The organism is Candidatus Halocynthiibacter alkanivorans, from assembly GCF_003333265.1.
GTDB lineage: Bacteria > Pseudomonadota > Alphaproteobacteria > Rhodobacterales > Rhodobacteraceae > Halocyntiibacter_A > Halocyntiibacter_A alkanivorans.
In genome coordinates, this window is the sequence record NZ_QOLB01000169.1 from 1 (window position 1) to 19,125 (window position 19,125).

Sequence of the window (19,125 nt, forward strand, 5' to 3'; positions counted from 1 at the left end):
GATCACCAACATGCCCAGCACCAGGGCAACAACGGACAATACGGCCAGTTGGATGATGGTCATCAGGTCAATTTGCAAACCAGAAATGATAGAGGCTTCGACCACGGTGCCCTCGACCACAACCGGTTCAAATTCCATCGTTTTTAAGGTCAAAGTGTCGCCGCGGTCCGGGTTCAGCCCGACGGCCGCGCTGACAAGTTCGCGCAGCGCCAACAGCTCTTCTTCGCTGCGGGGGGCCCAGATGGTTTCACCGGTAGTCGGATCCTGCGAGCGAATGCCGTCAATCAGCACTGCCACCGACAGCCGCTTGATGGCACCGGGCGCACGGGTTACTTCGCGGGTAATTTCCGACACTTCATAATTAATGCGTTCGCGCGTCTCGCTGTTATTTGAATTGCTGCCACCGCCGTCTGAGCCATTTGCGGGCAGGTTGGACGCGACGGTTACTGAGGGGTTGTTCTGGTTGCTGGAACTGGTGGTGCGCTCTTCGGTGTCTGTGCTGATCGCCACCCGGCTTTCGGGGTCAAATTTCCGCTCGGTGAAGGATTCGCGCTCGGTCACGACGTCCATAGCGACTTCGACCACAGCGGCGCCCTTGCCGACACGGGCTTCGATCATCCGTTCAACATTGCGGCGCAATTCGGTGGCCCGGCTGTTGTCGCCAGTGGTTTCTGCTCCGCTGTCAGCTGCGTCCACCAGATTACCACGGCCGTCTATCACGGACACATCTTCCGGGTTCAGCCCTGCAACAGCTGAGGCCACCAGGAATTTAATACCCTGGGCCTGGGCGCCGCTCAGTGTGCCCTGACTGGTATTCACGGTGACAGAAGCGGTGGCGCGCGCCTGGCGCTGAAAGGGCTGTGACGACGGGTTGGCCAGGTGTACACGGGCGGAACGCACCAGCGGGTTGGCGCTGATGGTGCGGGCCAGTTCCCCTTCTTTTGCGCGCCAGTAAGCAGCGTCAAACATCTGGCTGGTGGTGCCAAAGCCTGACAGGCTGTCCAGAAGTTCATAGCCCTGGGTCGAATTGGACGGCAGCCCATCGCTGGCCAGCATCATGCGCAGTGTGTCGCGTTCGCTGGAGTCGACAAAAATCGAAGCGCCGCGGATTTCATAGAGAACGCCACGCGCTTCGATCGCGGTGACCACATCCCCGGCGACGCTTGATTCGAGCCCCGCATAGAGCAGAGCCATCGAAGGTTTTGAGGCCACACGGGTCAGACCCAGTATGGCGGCGAACATGGCGACGGTGGCCAGAACCACTGTAATACGGCGTTTATTGTCCAGCGCAGACCACACCGAAAAGACTTGTTGCAAGACGTGACTCCTTTGTTGAGCGGGCTTCTGCCCCCGTCGATGAATCATCTTTGACGCAACAGCCTTAACAATCGGTTAGCTAAGTTTGGGTTATACAGGTTTCATTCACATTTTCGGATGGAACCATGGCCGACGAAGAACTCGAAGACGGAAAGGCCCGTAAAAAAGGGTCCAAGAAACCAATGATGATTGGGATCGTGCTGGCGCTGCTGCTTGGCGGCGGCGGATTTTTTGCGGTCTATTCCGGGGCGATTCTCACCCCTGATTCAGGACATCTGGCAGAAGAGGCTACAGGGCCCGAAGAGGCGTTTGAGCCACTGCCGGAGGTGGCTTTTGTCGAAGTTGACCCGCTGATTATCAATATGTCGCGCAACGGGCAGAGCAGCTTTTTGCGCTTCAAGTCTCAGCTGGAAGTCAACCCGAAGGCCGAATCTGATGTGGTCGCAGTGATGCCGCGCATCGTGGATGTGCTGAACGGCTATCTGCGCGCAGTGGATATGACCGAACTGGAAGATCCGGCGGCGTTGATTCGCTTACGGGCCCAGATGTTACGCCGCGTACAGGTCGTGGCCGGAGAGGGCCGCGTGCGCGACCTTCTGATTATGGAATTCGTACTGAGCTAGGAGCAGGGCAGATGGACTTAATTGCAGATATTCTGCTGGTGGCAGGTGCCCTGGGGGCCGGGTTTTACTGCATCATTCTCGCACGCAGGCTGAATCGGTTTACCGATCTTGAAAAAGGCGTGGGTGGCGCGATCGCCGTGCTGTCGGCTCAGGTGGATGACATGACCAAAACGCTGACACGGGCGCAGCACACCGCCGCCGGTTCGGCCGTGGAGCTGACCGAACTGACGGCCCGGGCTGAAAGTGTCGCAAAGCGGATGGAGTTGCTGATTGCGTCCATGCATGACCTGCCGGAACCGGAGCCCGCGCGCGCACCTGCGCCGCAGCCTTTTACTGCTGAGCGGTCCGTTACTGCAGAGCGGTCCGCGCCCGAGGAATTCGCGGAAGAAGCCCTGTTTCTGAGTCACCGTAACCGCATGGGGGCAAAATAATGTTTGGTAAAAAAACGAAAGCCGCCAGGGCGGATAAACCCAGGAAGATGCCGCGCAAAAGCTGGAAATCGGGGCGCGGCGCGCTTTGGGTGATTGCGGCGTTGCTGATCGGCTCCGCTGTGGTGCGCCTGTCCGGGGAGACCGGCGCCGCGATCGCGCGTGAAATGGCACAGCTTGGCGCCGGCGACGACGGTTTGCCGGCCGAGCCACTTATCTGTGAGACATCAGAAGACCTCGCCACCGTTTTGGCCGCGCTTCAGGGGCGCGAGGCCCGGCTGAAAGAACAGGAAGCGATTCTGAATGACCAACGCCAGGCGCTGGCGCTGGCGCGCACGCAGATTGAGGACAATCTTATCGCGCTTGCCGCTGCCGCGGCTAAGTTAAAAAGCACGCTTTCGGTGGCCAATACGGCGGCGGAAAGCGACCTGGAGCGGCTGACAGCGATGTATGAAAATATGAAAGCCAAAGACGCCGCTGCCCTGTTTGAGGAAATGGCACCAAATTTTGCCGCCGGTTTCCTGGCCCGGATGCGCCCGGACGCCGCCGCCTCTGTTCTTGCCGGGTTGCAGCCGACAACCGCCTATTCAATCTCGGTAATTCTGGCCGGTCGCAACGCGTCTGTGCCGACGGAAAACTGAGAATCGCAGATTTTGTTAACCTTGATCTGCCAGTATCGGAATACTGATTTATCCTGTGGGGAGTGGAAATAAATGATCGCCATCGGTGGTATCATCTTTATCTTTGTTATGGTGTTTGGCGGCTATCTGGCCGCTGGCGGCAAAATGGGGATTATCCTTAAATCACTGCCATTTGAGTTCATGATTATCGGTGGTGCTGCGGTCGGGACTTTTGCGATTGCCAACGATATGCCGGCGATTAAACATGCGCTCAAGGATCTTGGCAAAGTGTTCAAGGGCCCCAAGTGGAAACCCGAAGATTTTCGCGACCTGCTGTGCCTGCTGTTTGAGCTGATTCGCCTGGCGCGCCAGAATCCGGTCGGGCTGGAAGAACATATCGAAGACCCGGAAAAATCGCCGATCTTCTCCAAGTATCCCAAAATTCTGAGCGACAAAGAAGGTATTAACCTGATTTGTGACACGCTGCGCTCCGCGTCGATGAACTATGATGACCCGCATCAGGTCGAAGAAGTGCTGGAAAAACGCATCGAGGCCAATCTGCACCATGCGATGCATTCCAGCCACGCGCTTCAGGGCCTGGCCGACGGTCTGCCAGCGCTGGGCATTGTTGCCGCGGTTCTGGGCATTGTGAAGACGATGGCTTCGATCGATCAGCCGCCTGAAATTTTGGGCAAGATGATCGGTGGCGCGCTGGTCGGCACATTTCTCGGGGTTTTTCTGGCCTATGGGCTTGTCGGCCCCTTCGCGGCCAAGATAAAAACCGTGACCGAAGACGACGGTCATTTTTATCAACTTATCCGTGAGGTGCTGGTGGCTAACCTTCACAATCACGCGACAAATATCTGTATTGAGGTGGGGCGTCAGAATACGCCTTCCCATGTGCGGCCAAGTTTTGCAGAACTTGAGGATGCACTGAAAGAGGTCAAACAGGCGGCGGCATGATTTTACGAATAATTGCATTCCTGCTGATGACAGGCCCGGGCATCGTCCGGGCCGAAACCGTTGTGGTGAATTCCGGTGAGCACGAGGGGTTTTCCCGGTTGGTGATGCAATTTGACGAGGCGACCGACTGGGCATTGGGCCGGGACGGGCTGGCCTATGAGTTGCGCGTGCCGGGCCTGGATGACGATTTCGATTTTGCGGGCGCGTTTCAACGCATTCCACGCAGCCGGATCACTGCGCTTTCCAGCCCCGGGCCGGGTCGTTTGCTGATCAAAGTGGCGAAAGACGTTTATGCGGATGCCTTTGAAATCCGCGCCGGGCGGCTGGTGATTGACATTAAAACCGGCGCAGCGCCCGCGAGCGCAGAATTTGAATCAGCACTCGCGGCCCCGGTGGAAATCGCTGTGGCGACGCCAGCACCAGTATTGGCTGACGCAGTTGCGGTTGAACCCGTCCCTGAACCCGCCCGGCCCGCTGCAAGAGCTGCACCCGTGCCCAATATGCCAGGTGCCGAACCTATCCTGCCAACGGTGTTTCGCAGCGGACAACGCGAAATCGCCGCGTTTGAACGCATGGGTACGGAATTGGCGCGGCCGACACCATTGGTACCTAAAACCAGCGTAAGACCGGTGGTGACACCTGCCAAAATTGAGCCGGAGCCTGCTGTGGAACCCGAAGTGGTCGCAAGCGGGCCCGCAGGTTCCTCTGAGCTTCCGGCGGCGGCTTCCGGCCCGGCTGATCTTGCGCCGCCGCCGGGCACAGCCGGTGAGTCGTTCGCTGCGTCACAAGAAAGTGGCATGGAGCAGATGCTGCCTGCAGGTGTCGCTGAGGCGATGCCTGTGGCTGAGGCGCGCCAAAGCCAGATCACAACCAATAATGCGGTTGCAGAAGTCACCGGCACTGATCCGCGGTTCTCAGAGCCCGGGCCGGCGCGGATGCCGGCACCTCCGCCACGGACGTCGGTGGTTCCACTGCTGCCTGCCGCGCGTTCGCAACGGGTGATTGAAGCGGAATCATCTTTGCTGTCGGCGCTGAGCCGGGCGGCCTCCCAGGGGTTGATAAATGCAGATCTGCCGAGCAGTGAGCAAATTCTGCAACAGGTTGACGCGCTGAGTAAACCCGATGAAGAGGCGCCTGTTGAACCGCAACTGCCGGAGACCGTGGAAGAAACTCTGCCCCATGTGCGGGTTGAAACTGCATTTGAGCGTGGCAACCGATCGCAGCGTTGGCTGGACGATCTGACCGGGGATGGGATCACCTGCCTGCCGGGTCGCCTGTTCGATATCGAGAACTGGGGCCGGCCTCTGACCCAGGGTGCAGGCATGGCGGGATATCGCAACAATGTGGTAGGTGAATTTGATACTCCGCTGCCAGCAGGCGTTGAAAAACTCGCCAAATACTATGTTTATCTGACATTTGGCGCCGAAGCCAAAGCCACGTTGAAACAGTTCGCGACCTATATCGAAGACGGCGACCTTCTGTATGCGATGGCGGATATTATGGATGATGGCCAGGCGCAAACTCCCGGTCGTCTCGCGGGTCAGACCAGCTGTGAGGGGCCCGTGGCCATGTGGTCCGTTCTGGCGATGCCGGAGCTGAACAAAGGCGATGTGGTGAACAAAACTGAGGTTCTGCGCGAGTTTTCAGCCCTGCCTGTCCATCTGCGACGCCATTTGGGACCGCAGCTGTCTGAAAAATTTATCTCGGTGGGCGATGTGAAAACCGCAACCTACCTGCGCAACGCGATTCTGCGGGCGCCGGGGGACAGTGGCAGCGGCCTGGATTACCTCGAGGCACAACTGGATCTGAGCAATGGTGAGGACGCGGATGCCGCGGCACGACTCGATGCCATTGTCAGTGAAAATGGCACCCTGGCACCAGAAGCTTTGATCCGGCTGATTGATACCCAGGTGGATGCCGGGTTGCCGATGTCCCGCGACACGGTGCGTTCAGCCGAGGCGCTGGCTTTTGAACATCGCGACGGGCCGCTGGGTGGTGAGCTGCGCCGGGTCACGGCGCGGGGGCTTATTTACACCAATCAATACAGCAAGGCGCTTGATCTTCTGGTGCAAGTCGAATCAGACAGTCTGATCAATCCGGCGCGGGTGCGGGAACTGCGCTCGGAAGTTTATGACAATCTGGCGAGGAATGGCGATGACGTTGAGTTTCTGCGCCGCATCCTGCCAGATCTGAACAAAATTGCGTTTCAGATCGAAAGCACCACGTCGCGGCGCGTTGTGGCCCGCCGGCTGATTGATCTTGGCTTTCCGACCGAAGCCCGCCCCTTCCTGACCGGCGCCTCTGACAATCCCGACCGGGAAGAGCGACTGCTGTTTTCCGAAGTCGCCAGGCTGGAGGGCAAACCTCAGGTTGCACTGGGATATCTTGCTGGGCTCGAGGGGGACGAAATCGAAGCGCTGCGGGCTGAAATTTACGCCGGGGCACAGGATTTCGAACGCGCAGCTGCGATTTATGCCCGGTTGAACCAGGCGGAGGATCAGGCCCGCGAAGCCTGGCGCAGTGGCGATTGGTCTACGGTGTCCGAACTTGGCGATGACAGTCGTAAGGCCGCCGCGGACCTGGCGCTGGCGCCGCGGCCCGATACGGTGGAAACCAACCGGGAATTGTTGCAGTCCGCTGGCCAGACCCGCGAGGTCCTGAAACAGTTGCTTCAGGACATGCCAGTGGGTCAGTAGCCGATAAACCCTCCGCTTGGTTACACTTTATCAACCATAATTGCGTAAGTGTTGAGGGATCACACAGCAGCAAGAATGCAGCTTATATGTCGAAGAATTCAACACAACTGCGCCTTGGCGGAGTCTGGTTATCAGCCCTTGTTGGCCTGTTGGCGGGAATTGGCTTTTCTGCGCCGGCTCTGGCGCAGCCGGGATTCTGTGAAGATGCGGCGCAGATTGTGGCGCGCGAAAGCGGCGTGCCGGTATCAGTGCTTAAAGCGATCTCCCTGAACGAGACCGGACGTAATAGTGGCGGTGTGATGCGCCCCTGGCCCTGGACCGTAAATATGGAGGGCAAAGGTGTCTGGTTTGACAGCAAAGCCGAAGCGCTTGCTTATGCGGAGCGGGAATTTGACCGCGGCGCGCGCAGCTTTGACATTGGTTGTTTTCAGATCAATTACAAATGGCACGGACAGGCGTTTTCATCGATCGAAGAGATGTTCGATCCGATGGCAAATGCACGTTACGCCGCCAGGTTCCTGAAAGAGCTTTACGCGGAAAAAGGCAATTGGAGCGAAGCCGCCGGTGCCTATCATTCCCGCACGCCGGATAAGGCAGAAAAATACACAGCCCGGTTCGAAACTTTCCGGGCCCGGTTTGCAGAAGAGGACGGCAAACCAGTGCGCCTCGCGCTTGCCAGCCAGCCCGCGCGGGAAGTGCCCAAAGCCATTGCCAGCCTTGCCCCTGCCGCCGCGCCTGCCGCCCCCCGCCTGAACAGTTTTCCATTGTTATTGGCGGGGCAGCCCGGTGGTGCGATGGGGTCGCTGGTGCCAATGTTCGGATCGGGCGCACGTCGCCTGATCGCGATAGATTAAAGGGCCGCTATGAGCAGCAAGATCCTATTTAATCCGACCGTCCTGCTTTCGATCGCGCTGATGGCGGTTATTGTAATGATGATCCTGCCGGTGCCATCCTGGGTTCTGGATATCGGTTTGGCAGCTTCTTTTGCGCTGGCGATTCTGATGTTCACTGTGACTCTGTTTATCGAACGCCCTCTGGATTTCTCGGCGTTTCCGACCGTGTTACTGGCGTCACTCATGCTGCGTCTGTCGTTGAACGTATCGTCGACCAAGCTGATCATTGGCGAGGGGCATACCGGCACCGGTGCGGCGGGCAAAGTGATCGAAGGATTCGCTAACTTTGTGATGGGCGGCGATGTTTTTCTCGGGGTGGTGATATTCCTCGTGCTTCTGATCGTGAATTTTGTGGTGATTACCAAAGGCGCGGGGCGGATGGCCGAAGTCGGCGCCCGGTTTGCGCTGGACGGCATGCCTGGCAAACAACTGGCGATCGACAGCGACATGTCCGCCGGGGCGATTGACCACAACGAAGCCAAACGCCGCCGTGAAACCGAACTTGCAGAGACCACGTTTTTTGGCTCACTCGACGGGGCGTCAAAATTTGTAAAAGGCGATGCGGTTGCCGGCCTGCTGATCACCCTGATGAACATTGTGGTCGGGCTGCTGGTGGGCGTGGTCGTGCATGGCATGCCGATCGGACAGGCGTTTGAAACCTATGCGATCCTGACTGTTGGCGATGGGCTGGTGTCGCAGATCCCCTCGGTGATTATTTCGATCGCCTCTGCGCTGCTTCTGGCGCGGGGCGGCACCACCGGTTCCGCCGATCTGGCTCTGTTTGGGCAGTTCGCCCGCTACCCGGCGGCGCTTGGAACGGTTGCGGCGCTGATGGCGATGTTTGCCCTCGTGCCTGGCTTGCCGTTTCTGCCGTTTATCTTCGGTGCTACAGGTCTCGGGGCCGCGGCCTGGGTTGGCTATCAGAAATCCCTGCGCGACGCGCTGGAAAAACCAAAAGACCCAGAAGAGGCGAAAGAAGCTGTTAAGCCGGAAACTATGGGGGATGTGCTTGATCTGGATGATATTCATCTCGAATTTGCGCCGGACCTGGTGACCATGGTGTTGGATCCGGACACCGGTCTGGACGCGCGTATCGCCAATATGCGCAACCATGTCGCCACGGTCTATGGTCTGATCCTGCCGGAAATACGTCTGACGGATGATGCCGCTTTGCCGATCGGCAGTTATCTGGTGAAGATTCAGGGCGTGGAACAGGCTCGCGACACCCTGCGGCCGGATCAGGTGCTGGCGCTTGCGGGCGGGAACGACCTGCTTATGCCACCGGGAGAAGAGGTCAAAGAACCGGTTTACGGTGCCCCGGCGCGCTGGGTTGAGGCCCATAAAAAAGAAGACATGTCTCTGTCCGGTATTACCGTTGTCACTCCGACCGAAGTGCTGGCAACGCATTTACTTGAAGTGATCAAGAAAAACTTCAGCCGGCTGCTGACGCTGAAAACCATGCGCCGGATGCTGGATGAGCTGACCAATCTGTCCGATGAGACCCGCAGTGAGGGCAACCGTCGCCTGCTGGAGGAGCTGATGCCGGACAAGGTGCCGGCGGATCTGCTGCTGACAATCCTGCGTATGTTGCTGGATGAACGGGTGTCGGTGCGCAACCTGCCGCTGATCCTGGAAGCGATAGCTGAGGGGCGCAATTCACACAACAATCCCGAAGGCATCTGTGAACACGTGCGGCAACGGCTCGGCTTCCAGCTGATTGCGGAGCTGCGCCGCCCTGATGGTACGTTGCCGCTGGTGCAATTGTCGCCGGACTGGGAAGCCCGTTTTGTGCAGTATCAGATTGAAGGCGATCGCGGTGATGTGGCGCTGCCACCGGAGGAGTTTAACAAACTGGCCAATAATGTTGCAGACCGGGTGTCGCGTGCGGGTGAAACCGGAATTTACCCGGCGATCGTGACTTCGACGCGCCGCCGCCGTTTCCTGCGCACAGTTCTGTCCGCCAAGGGCATTCAGAATCCGGTGCTTTCGTTTGAGGAAATTGGCACCGATGCACGGCCCTCAATGGTCGGGCTGGTGCCGGCATGAATGAACTCCTGGCCCTCGCTTCTGATTACAGCCGCCAGGCGCTGTTCACCGGATTTGTGGTGTTCCTGCGGGTGGGTGCGGCGATGGCTTTGCTGCCGGCTTTTGGTGAACGTTCGGTGCCTCAGCGCATCCGGCTTGTTCTCGGGCTGGCATTTACCCTTATTGTAGCACCCGCCGTGACCGATAAAGTCAGCGCCATTGCGGCACAGGAAACCGTACTGGGTGTGTTCCTGATCACCGAAGTGATCGCCGGCCTGGCGATCGGCATATCCCTGCGCCTTTTTGTACTGGCGTTGCAGACCGCAGGCGCGATGGCAGCCCAGTCTACTTCTCTGTCGCAATTATTTGGCGGCGCCGGCGCGGATCCGGCCCCTGCCATTGGCCATATTATGCTGGTGTCCGGCCTGGCGCTGGCGGTGATGATGGGATTTCATGTGCGGGTGGTCGAATACCTGATCCTGTCTTACGAGGTATTGCCTGCCGGGCAGTTCCCCGGCACCGGTGATATGGCAGACTGGGGCGTTGCCCAGATTGCCAATGCGTTCAGCCTTGCCTTTTCGCTCGCCGCACCGTTTGTTATCGCGTCGCTGGTGTATAACACGGCGCTGGGTGTGATTAACCGCGCGATGCCACAACTGATGGTCTCCTTCATTGGTGCTCCCGCGATCACCGCTGGCGGCCTTCTGTTGTTGTTCTTGTCGCTGCCAATCCTGTTGTCGATCTGGGTCGATGGTCTGAATTCATTCCTCGCTGATCCGTTTTCGGTGCGCTGATGTCTGATGAAGATGATGACGATAAGCAATTTGAAGCCTCGCAGAAGAAACTGGATGACGCCCGCAAAAAAGGGGAAGTCCCGAAATCCACCGATCTGATGACCTCCGCCTCTTACGGTGGCTTTCTGCTGATCGCGGTCAGTTTTGGCGCTGCCAGCCTGACGACACTGGCGACCACGATGTCAGTGTTTCTGGGCAATTCTGACAGATTGTCCGCACTGATGTTCTCCGGCAGCGGGCAGGCCATAAGCGGCGGCATGATCATGTCGGTATTGCAGGCCCTGGCGCCCTGGTTCCTGGTCCCGGGTCTGGCGGTGATACTGGCAATTATCGCTCAAAAATCATTTGTGGTCGCGCCGGATAAACTGATCCCCAAGCTGAGCCGAATTTCCGTATTGTCCAATGCCAAGAATAAATTTGGCCGTTCCGGGTTGTTTGAGTTTGGCAAAAGCTTTGTGAAACTTCTGATCTACGGCACGGTTCTCTGGATATTTCTGATGAACAGGATGCCGGAAATTCTCGCCACCATGTCGCTGAGCCCGGGCATGGTGACGGTGGTTCTGCTCAAACTGTGTTTTTCATTTCTGTCGATCGTTTTGATGATTTCGCTGGCCATCGGTGCGGTGGACTATCTGTTCCAGCAACAGGAACATGCCCGCAAAAACCGCATGTCTCACCAGGAAATGAAAGACGAAGCCAAACAATCCGAGGGCGACCCGCATATGAAGCAAAAGCGGCGCCAGAAAGGGTACGAAATTGCGATGAATCAGATGATTGCGGCGGTGCCTGAGGCCGATGTGATTATCGTCAACCCGACACATTACGCTGTGGCGCTGAAATGGGACCGCGGTTCTGGCGCTGCGCCGGTTTGTGTTGCCAAAGGTGTGGATGAAATTGCGGCCAAAATTCGCGAAGTGGCGAGCGAAAATGGCATCGCGATCCATCGGGATCCGCCGACCGCCCGCGCCCTGTATGCGGTGGTGGAAGTGGACCAGGAAATCTGGCCGGAGCATTATCAGGCCGTGGCGGCTGCGATCCGTTTTGCTGAGAAAATGCGCAAACACGTGCGCATGAACAGGTCGCTGAAATGAAAAATCAAATGAAAGAAATGGCCCGGATCAGCCAGATGGTGTTTGACGCCGAAATGGCGGCGCTGTCGCGTATCAATGCGTTGCAGGAGGAACAGGAGGCCAGAAAACAGGCCCTGACCGACGCTGCCCGGGCGCGCGATGATCAGATTGCCGGCGCTGACGCACCGGACGCAGCGCTGATGGCGGGGGCGGACAAGTCCTGGAAGATCTGGCAACAGCAACAGCAGCGTGACATTTTGGCCGCTCAGGCCCGGATCATGGCGCAGCGCGAATCACAGCTGGTGAAAACCCGCCGCGCTTTTGGCCGCCGTGACGTACTGGGAAAATTGTCCAAAGACTAAAGTCGTGCCAGGAGTCGCAGGGCGTCGCGCAGGTTTCGCTGCTCTTCGGCGCTGAAATTCGCCGTTAACCTTGTATCATAGTCGGCGGCAACAGCCTGCAGGTCGCTATAGGCGCTGACCCCGGCCGGAGTCAGAGACAGGCGTTCGTGGCGACGATCTTGTTCCAGTTGAACCCGTTTCAGAAAACCACGGCTTTGCAGCGCACTAACTGCCCGGCTTACTTTGGTTTTATGCACCCGGGCACGGTCGCAAATGTCCTTGGCAGTCATGTCGCCATAGCGCCCCAGGTGAAACAATACCCGCCACTCGGTGCGCAGCATGCCATAGCGTTGTTTGTATACTTTCTGGAATTCCAGGCCGCATTCTTCTGCCGCCTGGTTCAGCAGGTAGGGCAGGAAGTCCTGTAAATCGAAATCGTGCTTCTGTGTCATAGCCTTCTTATAGACTTGTTAGTTACAAAAACAACTAATATCCTGTCTTCAATTCAGGAGATCAGTGTGATGACAGAGCAAACTACAGTTTCCGGCCTTTCCATGGCAATTGACCGCAAGGACAGCCAACCAGGTTACATGCCGGGTTTTGGCAATGATTTTGAAACCGAAGCCCTGCCGGGCGCGCTGCCTCAGGGGATGAATTCGCCCCAAAAATGTAATTACGGGCTCTATGGTGAACAGTTGACCGGCACCGCGTTTACGGCGCCGAGCCATCAGAACGAACGCACCTGGTGTTACCGGATCCGGCCTTCGGTGAAACATTCACACCGCTACAAAAAAATCGATATGCCCTACTGGAAATCCGCACCCAATGCGGATCCGGATGTGGTGTCGCTGGGCCAGTACCGCTGGGACCCGCTGCCCCATTCTGACGCGGCGCTGACCTTTGTCACCGGCATGCGAACCATGACCACTGCCGGTGACGTAAATACTCAGGTGGGCATGGCGACGCATATTTACCTGGCCACCGAATCGATGGTGGACGATTATTTTTTCTCCGCTGATTCTGAATTGTTGATCGTGCCCCAGGAAGGGCGCCTGCGCTTCTGTACTGAACTGGGGGTGATCGATCTCGAACCCAAAGAAATCGCTATCATTCCGCGCGGGCTGTTGTTCCGCGCCGAGGTGATCGAAGGGCCGTGCCGCGGGTTTGTCTGCGAAAACTACGGCCAGAAATTTGAGCTGCCGGGGCGGGGGCCGATCGGCGCCAACTGTATGGCCAACCGGCGCGACTTCAAATCCCCTGTTGCCGCCTTTGAGGACCGTGAAGTGGCCTCAAGAGTGACGATCAAATGGTGTGGGCAGTTCCATGAAACCCATATCGGGCAAAGCCCGCTTGATGTGGTGGCCTGGCACGGAAATTACGCGCCGGTGAAATATGACCTGCGCACCTATTGCCCGGTCGGCTCGATCCTGTTTGACCATCCGGATCCGTCGATTTTCACGGTGCTGACTGCGGCCAGCGGCGTTGAGGGCACCGCCAATATCGACTTTGTACTGTTCCGGGAGCGCTGGATGGTGGCAGAAGACACGTTCCGTCCGCCGTGGTATCACAAAAACATCATGTCGGAATTAATCGGCAATATTTACGGCAAGTATGACGCCAAGCCAAAGGGCTTTGTTCCCGGCGGCATGTCTCTGCACAATATGATGTTGCCGCACGGGCCGGACAAAACCGCGTTTGAAGGCGCCTCAAACGCTGATCTGGGCCCGGAAAAACTCGATAATACCATGTCTTTCATGTTCGAAACCCGTTTCCCGCAACACCTGACAGCCTTTGCCGCCAATGAAGCACCATTGCAGGACGATTACATCGATTGCTGGAGCGACATTGAAAAGAAATTCGACGGGACGCCGGGCAAAAAGTGACCCATCGCTTGCCAGATACAAAAAAGAAACGAGAAAACGCATGACACTTCTGAAATCCTGGGTGGCTTCGGCAAACTCTGCCGACACACCTTTCCCGCTGAACAACCTGCCCTACGGGGTGTTTTCTGTCGGTGACGACTACCCCCGCTGTGGTGTGGCCATCGGCGATATGATTCTGGACATGGAAGCGGCCGAAGACGCCGGTCTGATCGCCCTGTCCGATCTGCCGGTATTTGACGTACCGTACTGGAACGATGTGATGGAAATGGGCCGCGACACCTGGGCCAGCCTGCGCGCCCGTCTGGGTGAAATCCTCGCAGAGGGCTCCGCCGATCAGGCCAGCGCTGAGCCCCTGCTGGTGGCGGCGAACGACGCCGATCTGCACATGCCCTTTGCGGTCGCGGAATATACCGATTTTTACGCCGGCATGCAGCACGCCAAAAACATGGGCGAAATTTTGCGTGGCTCGCCTGATCTTCCGGCCAACTGGCTGCATATTCCGATCGGTTATAACGGCCGTGCGTCCAGTGTTGTGGTCTCCGGCACCGACATCCGCCGGCCGTTGGGCCAGACCAAAGCCCCGGACGCGGATATGCCTTCTTTTGGCCCCTGTAAGCGGCTGGATATCGAGCTGGAAATGGGCGCGATTGTCGGCACCGGCTCCGAGATGGGGCAGCCGGTTACTGTCTCTGAAGCCGATGAGATGATCTTTGGTTATGTGTTGCTGAACGACTGGTCGGCGCGCGACATTCAGGGTTGGGAATACCAACCGCTCGGTCCGTTCCAGGGCAAAGCCTTTGGCACGTCTATCAGCCCCTGGATCGTGACTTCAGCCGCGTTAGAGCCGTTCCGCACCGCCACCCCGGCACGTGAAAAGGAACTTCTGCCCTATCTGGCCGAGAAAAAACCGGGCCTGTACGATATCTCGCTTGAGGTTTTGGTGCAGCCGGAAGGCGCGCCTGAACCATCGGTTATTTCGCGGACCAATTACAGCCGGATGTATTATTCAGCGGCGCAACAACTGTGCCATCACGCCAGCTCCGGTTGCGAAATGAGCAGCGGTGACCTGCTTGGTTCCGGCACGATTTCCGGCCCCTCGCGGGAGGAATATGGCTCGCTGATGGAGCTGAGCCACGCCGGGCGGGAGCCGTTCACACTGGAAACCGGCGAAAGCCGCGGATTTATCGAGGATGGCGATACGCTGACCTTGCGCGGCGCGGCAAAGGGCGATGGTTATCAGATCGGCTTTGGCGATTGCACCGGCACGATCCTGGCTTCGGTCAAATTCCCGGACTGAGCCCTGTAAGGAGTGACGCGATGACGCAGAAACACCAGACTCGTTTGTTTGATTACTGGCGCAGTTCCGCCAGCTATCGTCTGCGCATCGCGCTCAACCTCGCCGGCATCGCCTATGAGACGGTGCCGGTTGACCTTGTGGCGGGGGAGCAGCGCAGCCCGGCCCATCTGGAGCGCAATCCCCAGGGGCTGGTGCCGGTGCTGGAGATTGACGGGCAGCGTTTCATCCAGTCGCTGGCGATTTTGGACTATCTGAACGAGACCCGCGACCTTCGCCTGTTGCCGCAGGACGCGGGGCTACGCAGCCAGGCGAGGGCGCTGGCCCATTCGATTGCGGTTGATCTGCACCCGGTCTGCAATCTGCGTGTGGTCGCCTATGCGGCCGCAAACGCCGCCTCCGACACCATGCGCGAAGATTGGATGGCCCATTTTATCGCCCCGGGGCTGGAAGCGTTTGAAGCACTGCTCAGCGGTTTTTCCCCGACGGAGTTTTGCACCGGTGACAGCCCCGGTCTGGCCGATATCTGTCTGATGCCGCAGCTCTATAACGCGGAGCGCTGGAACGTACCGACCGCACATCTGCCGCGGGTTACCGCGGTTCAGGCCGCCTGTGCGGCGCACCCGGCTTTTGCCCGCGCGCACCCCGACCAGGTGAAACCAGCGCCGTGAACGTCAGGACAGATCCTGACGCACAATGTCCTGGATCAGCACGCCGACAACCACATCGCCCACAACGCGTTGCGCCGCTTCGCGTAACGCGTTGCGCAGGCTGGTCATTTTGGCAGATTCGGTGAATTCGCCTTTGAAACCACCAGTATTCGCATGGTCAAACAGCACCTGGTTGAACGAATCGCGTAGTTTTGGCTCACGCAGATATATCGTCTCGCGCCCCCCGGATTTGGTTTCGATGCTCAAAGACAAAACCACCATCGAACTGACCCGGCCCTGTTCCAGATCCGGGATGATGAACTGATTGTTCAGTTTCACATATTCATTGGTCGAATTAGCTTCATTTTCCTCTTCCTGTTGCGCTTCGGATTTCTGTGCGACGGTGCTGGCGACCATAGCCCCGTCGGCGACACAGGCCACCAGTTCCGCCACGACCGGAGCAGGGCGCAAGGCGATGCCGCCGCCAATGCCGGCGCCAAGCCCGATGACAGCCAGAATTATTGGTATCAGTTTTCCCATCGTTCCAGCTCCTTAGAATGGCAGAATAATATCAGCGATCTGCTGGCCATACCGTGGCTGCTGAACCTGGCTGATCTGACCCCGGCCGCCATAAGAAATGCGGGCCGATGCAATTTTGTCATAAGTGATTTCGTTTTTGCGCGAGATATCTGCCGGGCGCACAAATCCGCCCACGGTCAGTTCACGAACTTCAAAATTCACCCGCACCTCCTGGCTGCCATCAATCTGCAACACGCCGTTGGGCAGCACCCGCACGATGGTGGCCGCAATCCGCAGCATCAGTTTCTCATTGCGGCTGACGGACCCGTTGCCCGAGAAGGTGGATGTGGAATCGGTGGAAACTGCGGAGCCCAATGTGGCCCCGTCCGCCAGAACGTTGTTGTCGAAATTTTGTGGCAAGCCAAGCAGTGAAGAAATGCCCATCGATTCCGAGCCACTGCGCCCGCGTGCACTGGCGTTGGAAATCTCGGCTTCTTCGTCGATTTCAATAACGACGGTCAGGATGTCCCCCGGTTTGGCGGCGCGCCGGTCGCCCAGAAGCGAGCCACGTCCCTGGGTCCAGAGCGATGCGGCATCCAGCGGTGTACGGCGTTCCACCGTTTCCGTCGGGTCCGGGTTCACCATGGCGTTATATTCCGCTGTCTCGGTTCCCGCGGTAAATGCGGGCACGCGGCCCACTGTTTCCAGGCTGGTGCAGGCGCTGATAAAAAGCGGCAGCAGCAAGAGAAAAATACGTTTCATTTCGGTTCCTTATTGGAATGCGGCCAGGGCTGACCCGACGTAGACGGCGCCATTGGGGGCGACAATTCCGCTGACAGTCGTGCGTGAAGAAAGGTTCATGATGCGCAGGCTGTCGCCAATACCACCGCGGCCCAGAGAGCGGCCTTCGGCGGCGATGGTCAGACCGCCCTTGCGGAAAATAAGCCGTACAATCTGGTTGCGCTCAATGATTGCGGCGGGGCCGACATCTTCAAACCGGATTGGCCGGCCGGCATAGAGCACTTTGCGGGCTTCAAGCCCGACGGCCTCATCAAATGCGATCAGCGTGCCGGGCACCTCACCGGGGATCATCACCAGGTCCCCGGCGTTGAGAATGGTTTTGGGGCGGATTGTGCGGTTGGTGGCCACCATTTCTGCTTCAGCCCCGGGTGGCAGAAGCAGGGGCGGCAGCGCCAGCAGAATAAGGAATAACAGCCGTATCATCGGATCTGGCTCGTGGCGGACATCATCTGGTCGGCGGCGGTCATCACTTTGGCGTTCATTTCATAGGCCCGCTGCGCTTCGATCAGCTCAGTCACTTCGCGCACCGAATCCACCGAACTGTCTTCCAGATAGTACTGGCGCAAAGTACCCAGGCTGTCGTCGCCCGGGGTGCCGGTGATCGGCGCACCCGACGCGACGGTTTCGAGAAACAGGTTGCCGCCGATGGCCTCAAGCCCCTTGGCGTTGGTGAAATCTGCCAGTGTGAACTGCCCCAGCAACTGCGGTTCGGGCGTGTCGCTGAAATAGGCGTAGACTTCGCCATCCGGGCTGATGGATATATTGGTGGCATCGTCGGGAATGGTGATATCCGGTACCACCACAAACCCGTCCGAATTGACGATCTGACCATCGGCCGAGCGATTCAGCCCGCCGTCACGGGTATAGGCCGAATTGCCGTTGGGCAGGGTGACTTCGAGATAACCGTCCCCTTCGATCGCGACGTCGAGATCACCGCCGGTCTGAGACAGCGATCCCTGGGCAATCTGCATCGACACCGATGTGGTGCGCACCCCGAGCCCAAGCTGGACCCCGGTGGGCAGAACTGTGCCGTCAGAGGCGTTCACCGTACCCGGGCTGGAGATTTGCTGGTAGAGCAGGTCGGCAAATTCAGCGCGTCGGGCATTATAGCCAGTGGTATTTGTATTGGCGAGGTTGTTGGCGATGGTTTCAACCCGCGTCTGCTGGGCTGCCATCCCGGTTGCGGCGATTTGCAGGGCACGCATATCAGGCTCCTCTTCTTATCGGCCAAGTGTGGTGAGGACGCCGCGGATGCGTTCGTCTTCTTTTTCAAGGAAAGTGGCGCCCATTTCATAGGCACGCTGCACTTCAATCATGCGGGCGACTTCGCTGACCGCGTTCACGTTGGATCCTTCAACAAACCCCTGTAAAACCACGGGTTCCTCGACCGGAAAAGTAGCGCCGTCCGCGATGAAACTGACGCCGTCACGGCGGTTGAGACTGTTGGGGTCTTCGGGCATGAACACACCCAGCTGCGTAAGAGGCTGCCCGTCGGCCGAAAGGGTGCCGTCGCTGGCAAGCGCGATGGATTTTGCATCCGAGGGGATGAAAATGGGCGCGCCACCACTGTCCAGCACCAGGAAGCCGTCCATATTGACCAGTTCACCGGCCTCATTGGGGGTAAACACCCCGGCGCGGGTCAGCGCCTCGCCATCCGGAGTTTCAAGCATGAAAAACCCGTCCCCTTCGATGGCAAAGTCAAAGGTGCCGCCGGTCTGGGACAGCGGCCCCTGGGCCGAAGATGTCACCCGCACGTCCCCCACTGCCATCGACAGAGAAGGCTCCCCGGGTTCGAGTGCCGCGACCTGCTCGGAAAAAATCAGACCTTCCTTACGGAAGCCGGCGGTGGAAATATTGGCGATGTTATTGGCGATCGCCTGCATTTCGGACATCAGCCCGGTCTGGCGGCTCAGCGTAGTATAGGTTGGCGTTTCCATGGCTTACATCCCCGCTATCAGTGGGATGATGCGGCTGTCGAAAAACGCCACCAACGTTTCGGTCATGAACCCCATTGAGGCCCAGAACACCAACAGGATGCTGGCAAGTTTGGGCACGAAAGTCAGGGTTTGTTCCTGGATCGAAGTGAGGGCCTGAAACAGGCCGATGGTCAGCCCGACCACCAGCGCCGCCGCCAGAATGGGCATCGACATCATCACCGCGATCCAAAGTCCCTGGCGCAACGTATCGTAAAAAACGAATTCATCCATG

General features: G+C 58.3%; 21 protein-coding genes. 13 read left to right on the forward strand and 8 right to left on the reverse strand.

The window, feature by feature from the left end:
• On the reverse strand, positions 1-1,317 hold a 1,317-nt coding region (gene fliF / locus DWA01_RS22270), incomplete at its 3' end, for a flagellar basal-body MS-ring/collar protein FliF (protein ID WP_114288005.1).
• Between the two features lie 125 nt (positions 1,318-1,442).
• Between fliF and DWA01_RS22275 the strand changes: the two genes are divergently transcribed.
• The 10 genes from DWA01_RS22275 to DWA01_RS22320 all read left to right on the forward strand — a co-directional run bounded on the left by DWA01_RS22275 (position 1,443) and on the right by DWA01_RS22320 (position 11,791).
• Positions 1,443-1,940, forward strand: coding sequence for a flagellar basal body-associated FliL family protein (locus tag DWA01_RS22275; protein ID WP_114288006.1), 498 nt, complete (start codon positions 1,443-1,445; stop codon positions 1,938-1,940).
• Positions 1,941-1,951: 11 nt separating this feature from the next.
• Complete coding sequence (locus tag DWA01_RS22280) at positions 1,952-2,371, forward strand: hypothetical protein (protein WP_114288007.1); 420 nt, start codon at positions 1,952-1,954, stop codon at positions 2,369-2,371.
• Entirely contained in the window at positions 2,371-3,009 is a 639-nt protein-coding gene (locus tag DWA01_RS22285; RefSeq protein ID WP_235008678.1) for a MotE family protein, read from the forward strand. Before DWA01_RS22280 ends, DWA01_RS22285 begins: the two co-directional genes overlap by 1 nt.
• A 72-nt stretch (positions 3,010-3,081) precedes the next feature.
• Positions 3,082-3,951, forward strand: coding sequence for a flagellar motor stator protein MotA (gene motA, locus DWA01_RS22290; RefSeq protein ID WP_114288008.1), 870 nt, complete (start codon positions 3,082-3,084; stop codon positions 3,949-3,951).
• Complete coding sequence (locus tag DWA01_RS22295) at positions 3,948-6,647, forward strand: hypothetical protein (RefSeq protein ID WP_114288009.1); 2,700 nt, start codon at positions 3,948-3,950, stop codon at positions 6,645-6,647. The genes motA and DWA01_RS22295 overlap by 4 nt, the downstream gene beginning before the upstream one ends.
• An 86-nt stretch (positions 6,648-6,733) precedes the next feature.
• Positions 6,734-7,501, forward strand: coding sequence for a transglycosylase SLT domain-containing protein (locus DWA01_RS22300; protein ID WP_114288010.1), 768 nt, complete (start codon positions 6,734-6,736; stop codon positions 7,499-7,501).
• A 9-nt stretch (positions 7,502-7,510) separates the two neighbouring features.
• Positions 7,511-9,586: a flagellar biosynthesis protein FlhA gene (flhA, locus tag DWA01_RS22305; protein ID WP_114288011.1), complete on the forward strand. Its 2,076-nt coding sequence runs from the start codon at positions 7,511-7,513 to the stop codon at positions 9,584-9,586.
• Positions 9,583-10,359, forward strand: a complete 777-nt coding sequence (locus DWA01_RS22310; protein ID WP_114288012.1) for a flagellar biosynthetic protein FliR — start codon at positions 9,583-9,585, stop codon at positions 10,357-10,359. The genes flhA and DWA01_RS22310 overlap by 4 nt, the downstream gene beginning before the upstream one ends.
• Positions 10,359-11,450 (forward strand): EscU/YscU/HrcU family type III secretion system export apparatus switch protein, encoded by a 1,092-nt coding sequence (locus DWA01_RS22315; RefSeq protein ID WP_114288013.1) that lies wholly within the window; start codon positions 10,359-10,361, stop codon positions 11,448-11,450. The genes DWA01_RS22310 and DWA01_RS22315 overlap by 1 nt, the downstream gene beginning before the upstream one ends.
• On the forward strand, positions 11,447-11,791 hold the full coding sequence (locus tag DWA01_RS22320) for a hypothetical protein (protein ID WP_114288014.1): 345 nt from the start codon (positions 11,447-11,449) through the stop codon (positions 11,789-11,791). The genes DWA01_RS22315 and DWA01_RS22320 overlap by 4 nt, the downstream gene beginning before the upstream one ends.
• On the opposite strand, the gene DWA01_RS22325 is transcribed toward DWA01_RS22320, so the two are convergent.
• Complete coding sequence (locus tag DWA01_RS22325; RefSeq protein ID WP_114288015.1) at positions 11,788-12,222, reverse strand: MarR family winged helix-turn-helix transcriptional regulator; 435 nt, start codon at positions 12,220-12,222, stop codon at positions 11,788-11,790. The two genes, DWA01_RS22320 and DWA01_RS22325, sit on opposite strands and share 4 nt — an antisense overlap.
• Positions 12,223-12,291: 69 nt before the next feature.
• Here DWA01_RS22325 and hmgA point away from each other — a divergent pair, with 69 nt between their 5' ends.
• The 3 genes from hmgA to maiA are packed head-to-tail and all read left to right on the forward strand — an operon-like array spanning position 12,292 to position 15,618.
• The gene (gene hmgA, locus DWA01_RS22330; protein ID WP_114288016.1) at positions 12,292-13,653 is read left to right on the forward strand and encodes a homogentisate 1,2-dioxygenase; all 1,362 of its coding nucleotides are present in this window, start codon (positions 12,292-12,294) and stop codon (positions 13,651-13,653) included.
• Positions 13,654-13,693: 40 nt separating this feature from the next.
• Positions 13,694-14,950: a fumarylacetoacetase gene (gene fahA, locus DWA01_RS22335; protein WP_114288017.1), complete on the forward strand. Its 1,257-nt coding sequence runs from the start codon at positions 13,694-13,696 to the stop codon at positions 14,948-14,950.
• Positions 14,951-14,970: 20 nt separating this feature from the next.
• The gene (gene maiA / locus DWA01_RS22340) at positions 14,971-15,618 is read left to right on the forward strand and encodes a maleylacetoacetate isomerase (RefSeq protein WP_114288018.1); all 648 of its coding nucleotides are present in this window, start codon (positions 14,971-14,973) and stop codon (positions 15,616-15,618) included.
• Positions 15,619-15,621: 3 nt separating this feature from the next.
• Here maiA and DWA01_RS22345 read toward each other — a convergent pair whose 3' ends face one another.
• Genes DWA01_RS22345 through DWA01_RS22370 form a run of 6 tightly spaced genes read right to left on the reverse strand, consistent with a single transcriptional unit; the run spans position 15,622 to position 19,124 of the window.
• Positions 15,622-16,137, reverse strand: coding sequence for a flagellar basal body-associated FliL family protein (locus DWA01_RS22345; RefSeq protein WP_114288019.1), 516 nt, complete (start codon positions 16,135-16,137; stop codon positions 15,622-15,624).
• Between the two features lie 12 nt (positions 16,138-16,149).
• Positions 16,150-16,878: a flagellar basal body L-ring protein FlgH gene (flgH, locus tag DWA01_RS22350; RefSeq protein ID WP_114288020.1), complete on the reverse strand. Its 729-nt coding sequence runs from the start codon at positions 16,876-16,878 to the stop codon at positions 16,150-16,152.
• Between the two features lie 9 nt (positions 16,879-16,887).
• On the reverse strand, positions 16,888-17,340 hold the full coding sequence (flgA, locus tag DWA01_RS22355; RefSeq protein ID WP_114288021.1) for a flagellar basal body P-ring formation chaperone FlgA: 453 nt from the start codon (positions 17,338-17,340) through the stop codon (positions 16,888-16,890).
• Entirely contained in the window at positions 17,337-18,122 is a 786-nt protein-coding gene (gene flgG, locus DWA01_RS22360; protein ID WP_114288022.1) for a flagellar basal-body rod protein FlgG, read from the reverse strand. Before flgG ends, flgA begins: the two co-directional genes overlap by 4 nt.
• A 15-nt stretch (positions 18,123-18,137) precedes the next feature.
• Positions 18,138-18,854, reverse strand: coding sequence for a flagellar hook-basal body complex protein (locus tag DWA01_RS22365; protein ID WP_114288023.1), 717 nt, complete (start codon positions 18,852-18,854; stop codon positions 18,138-18,140).
• 3 nt (positions 18,855-18,857) lie between these two features.
• Entirely contained in the window at positions 18,858-19,124 is a 267-nt protein-coding gene (locus DWA01_RS22370) for a flagellar biosynthetic protein FliQ (RefSeq protein WP_114288024.1), read from the reverse strand.
• Between the last annotated feature and the right edge of the window lies 1 nt (position 19,125).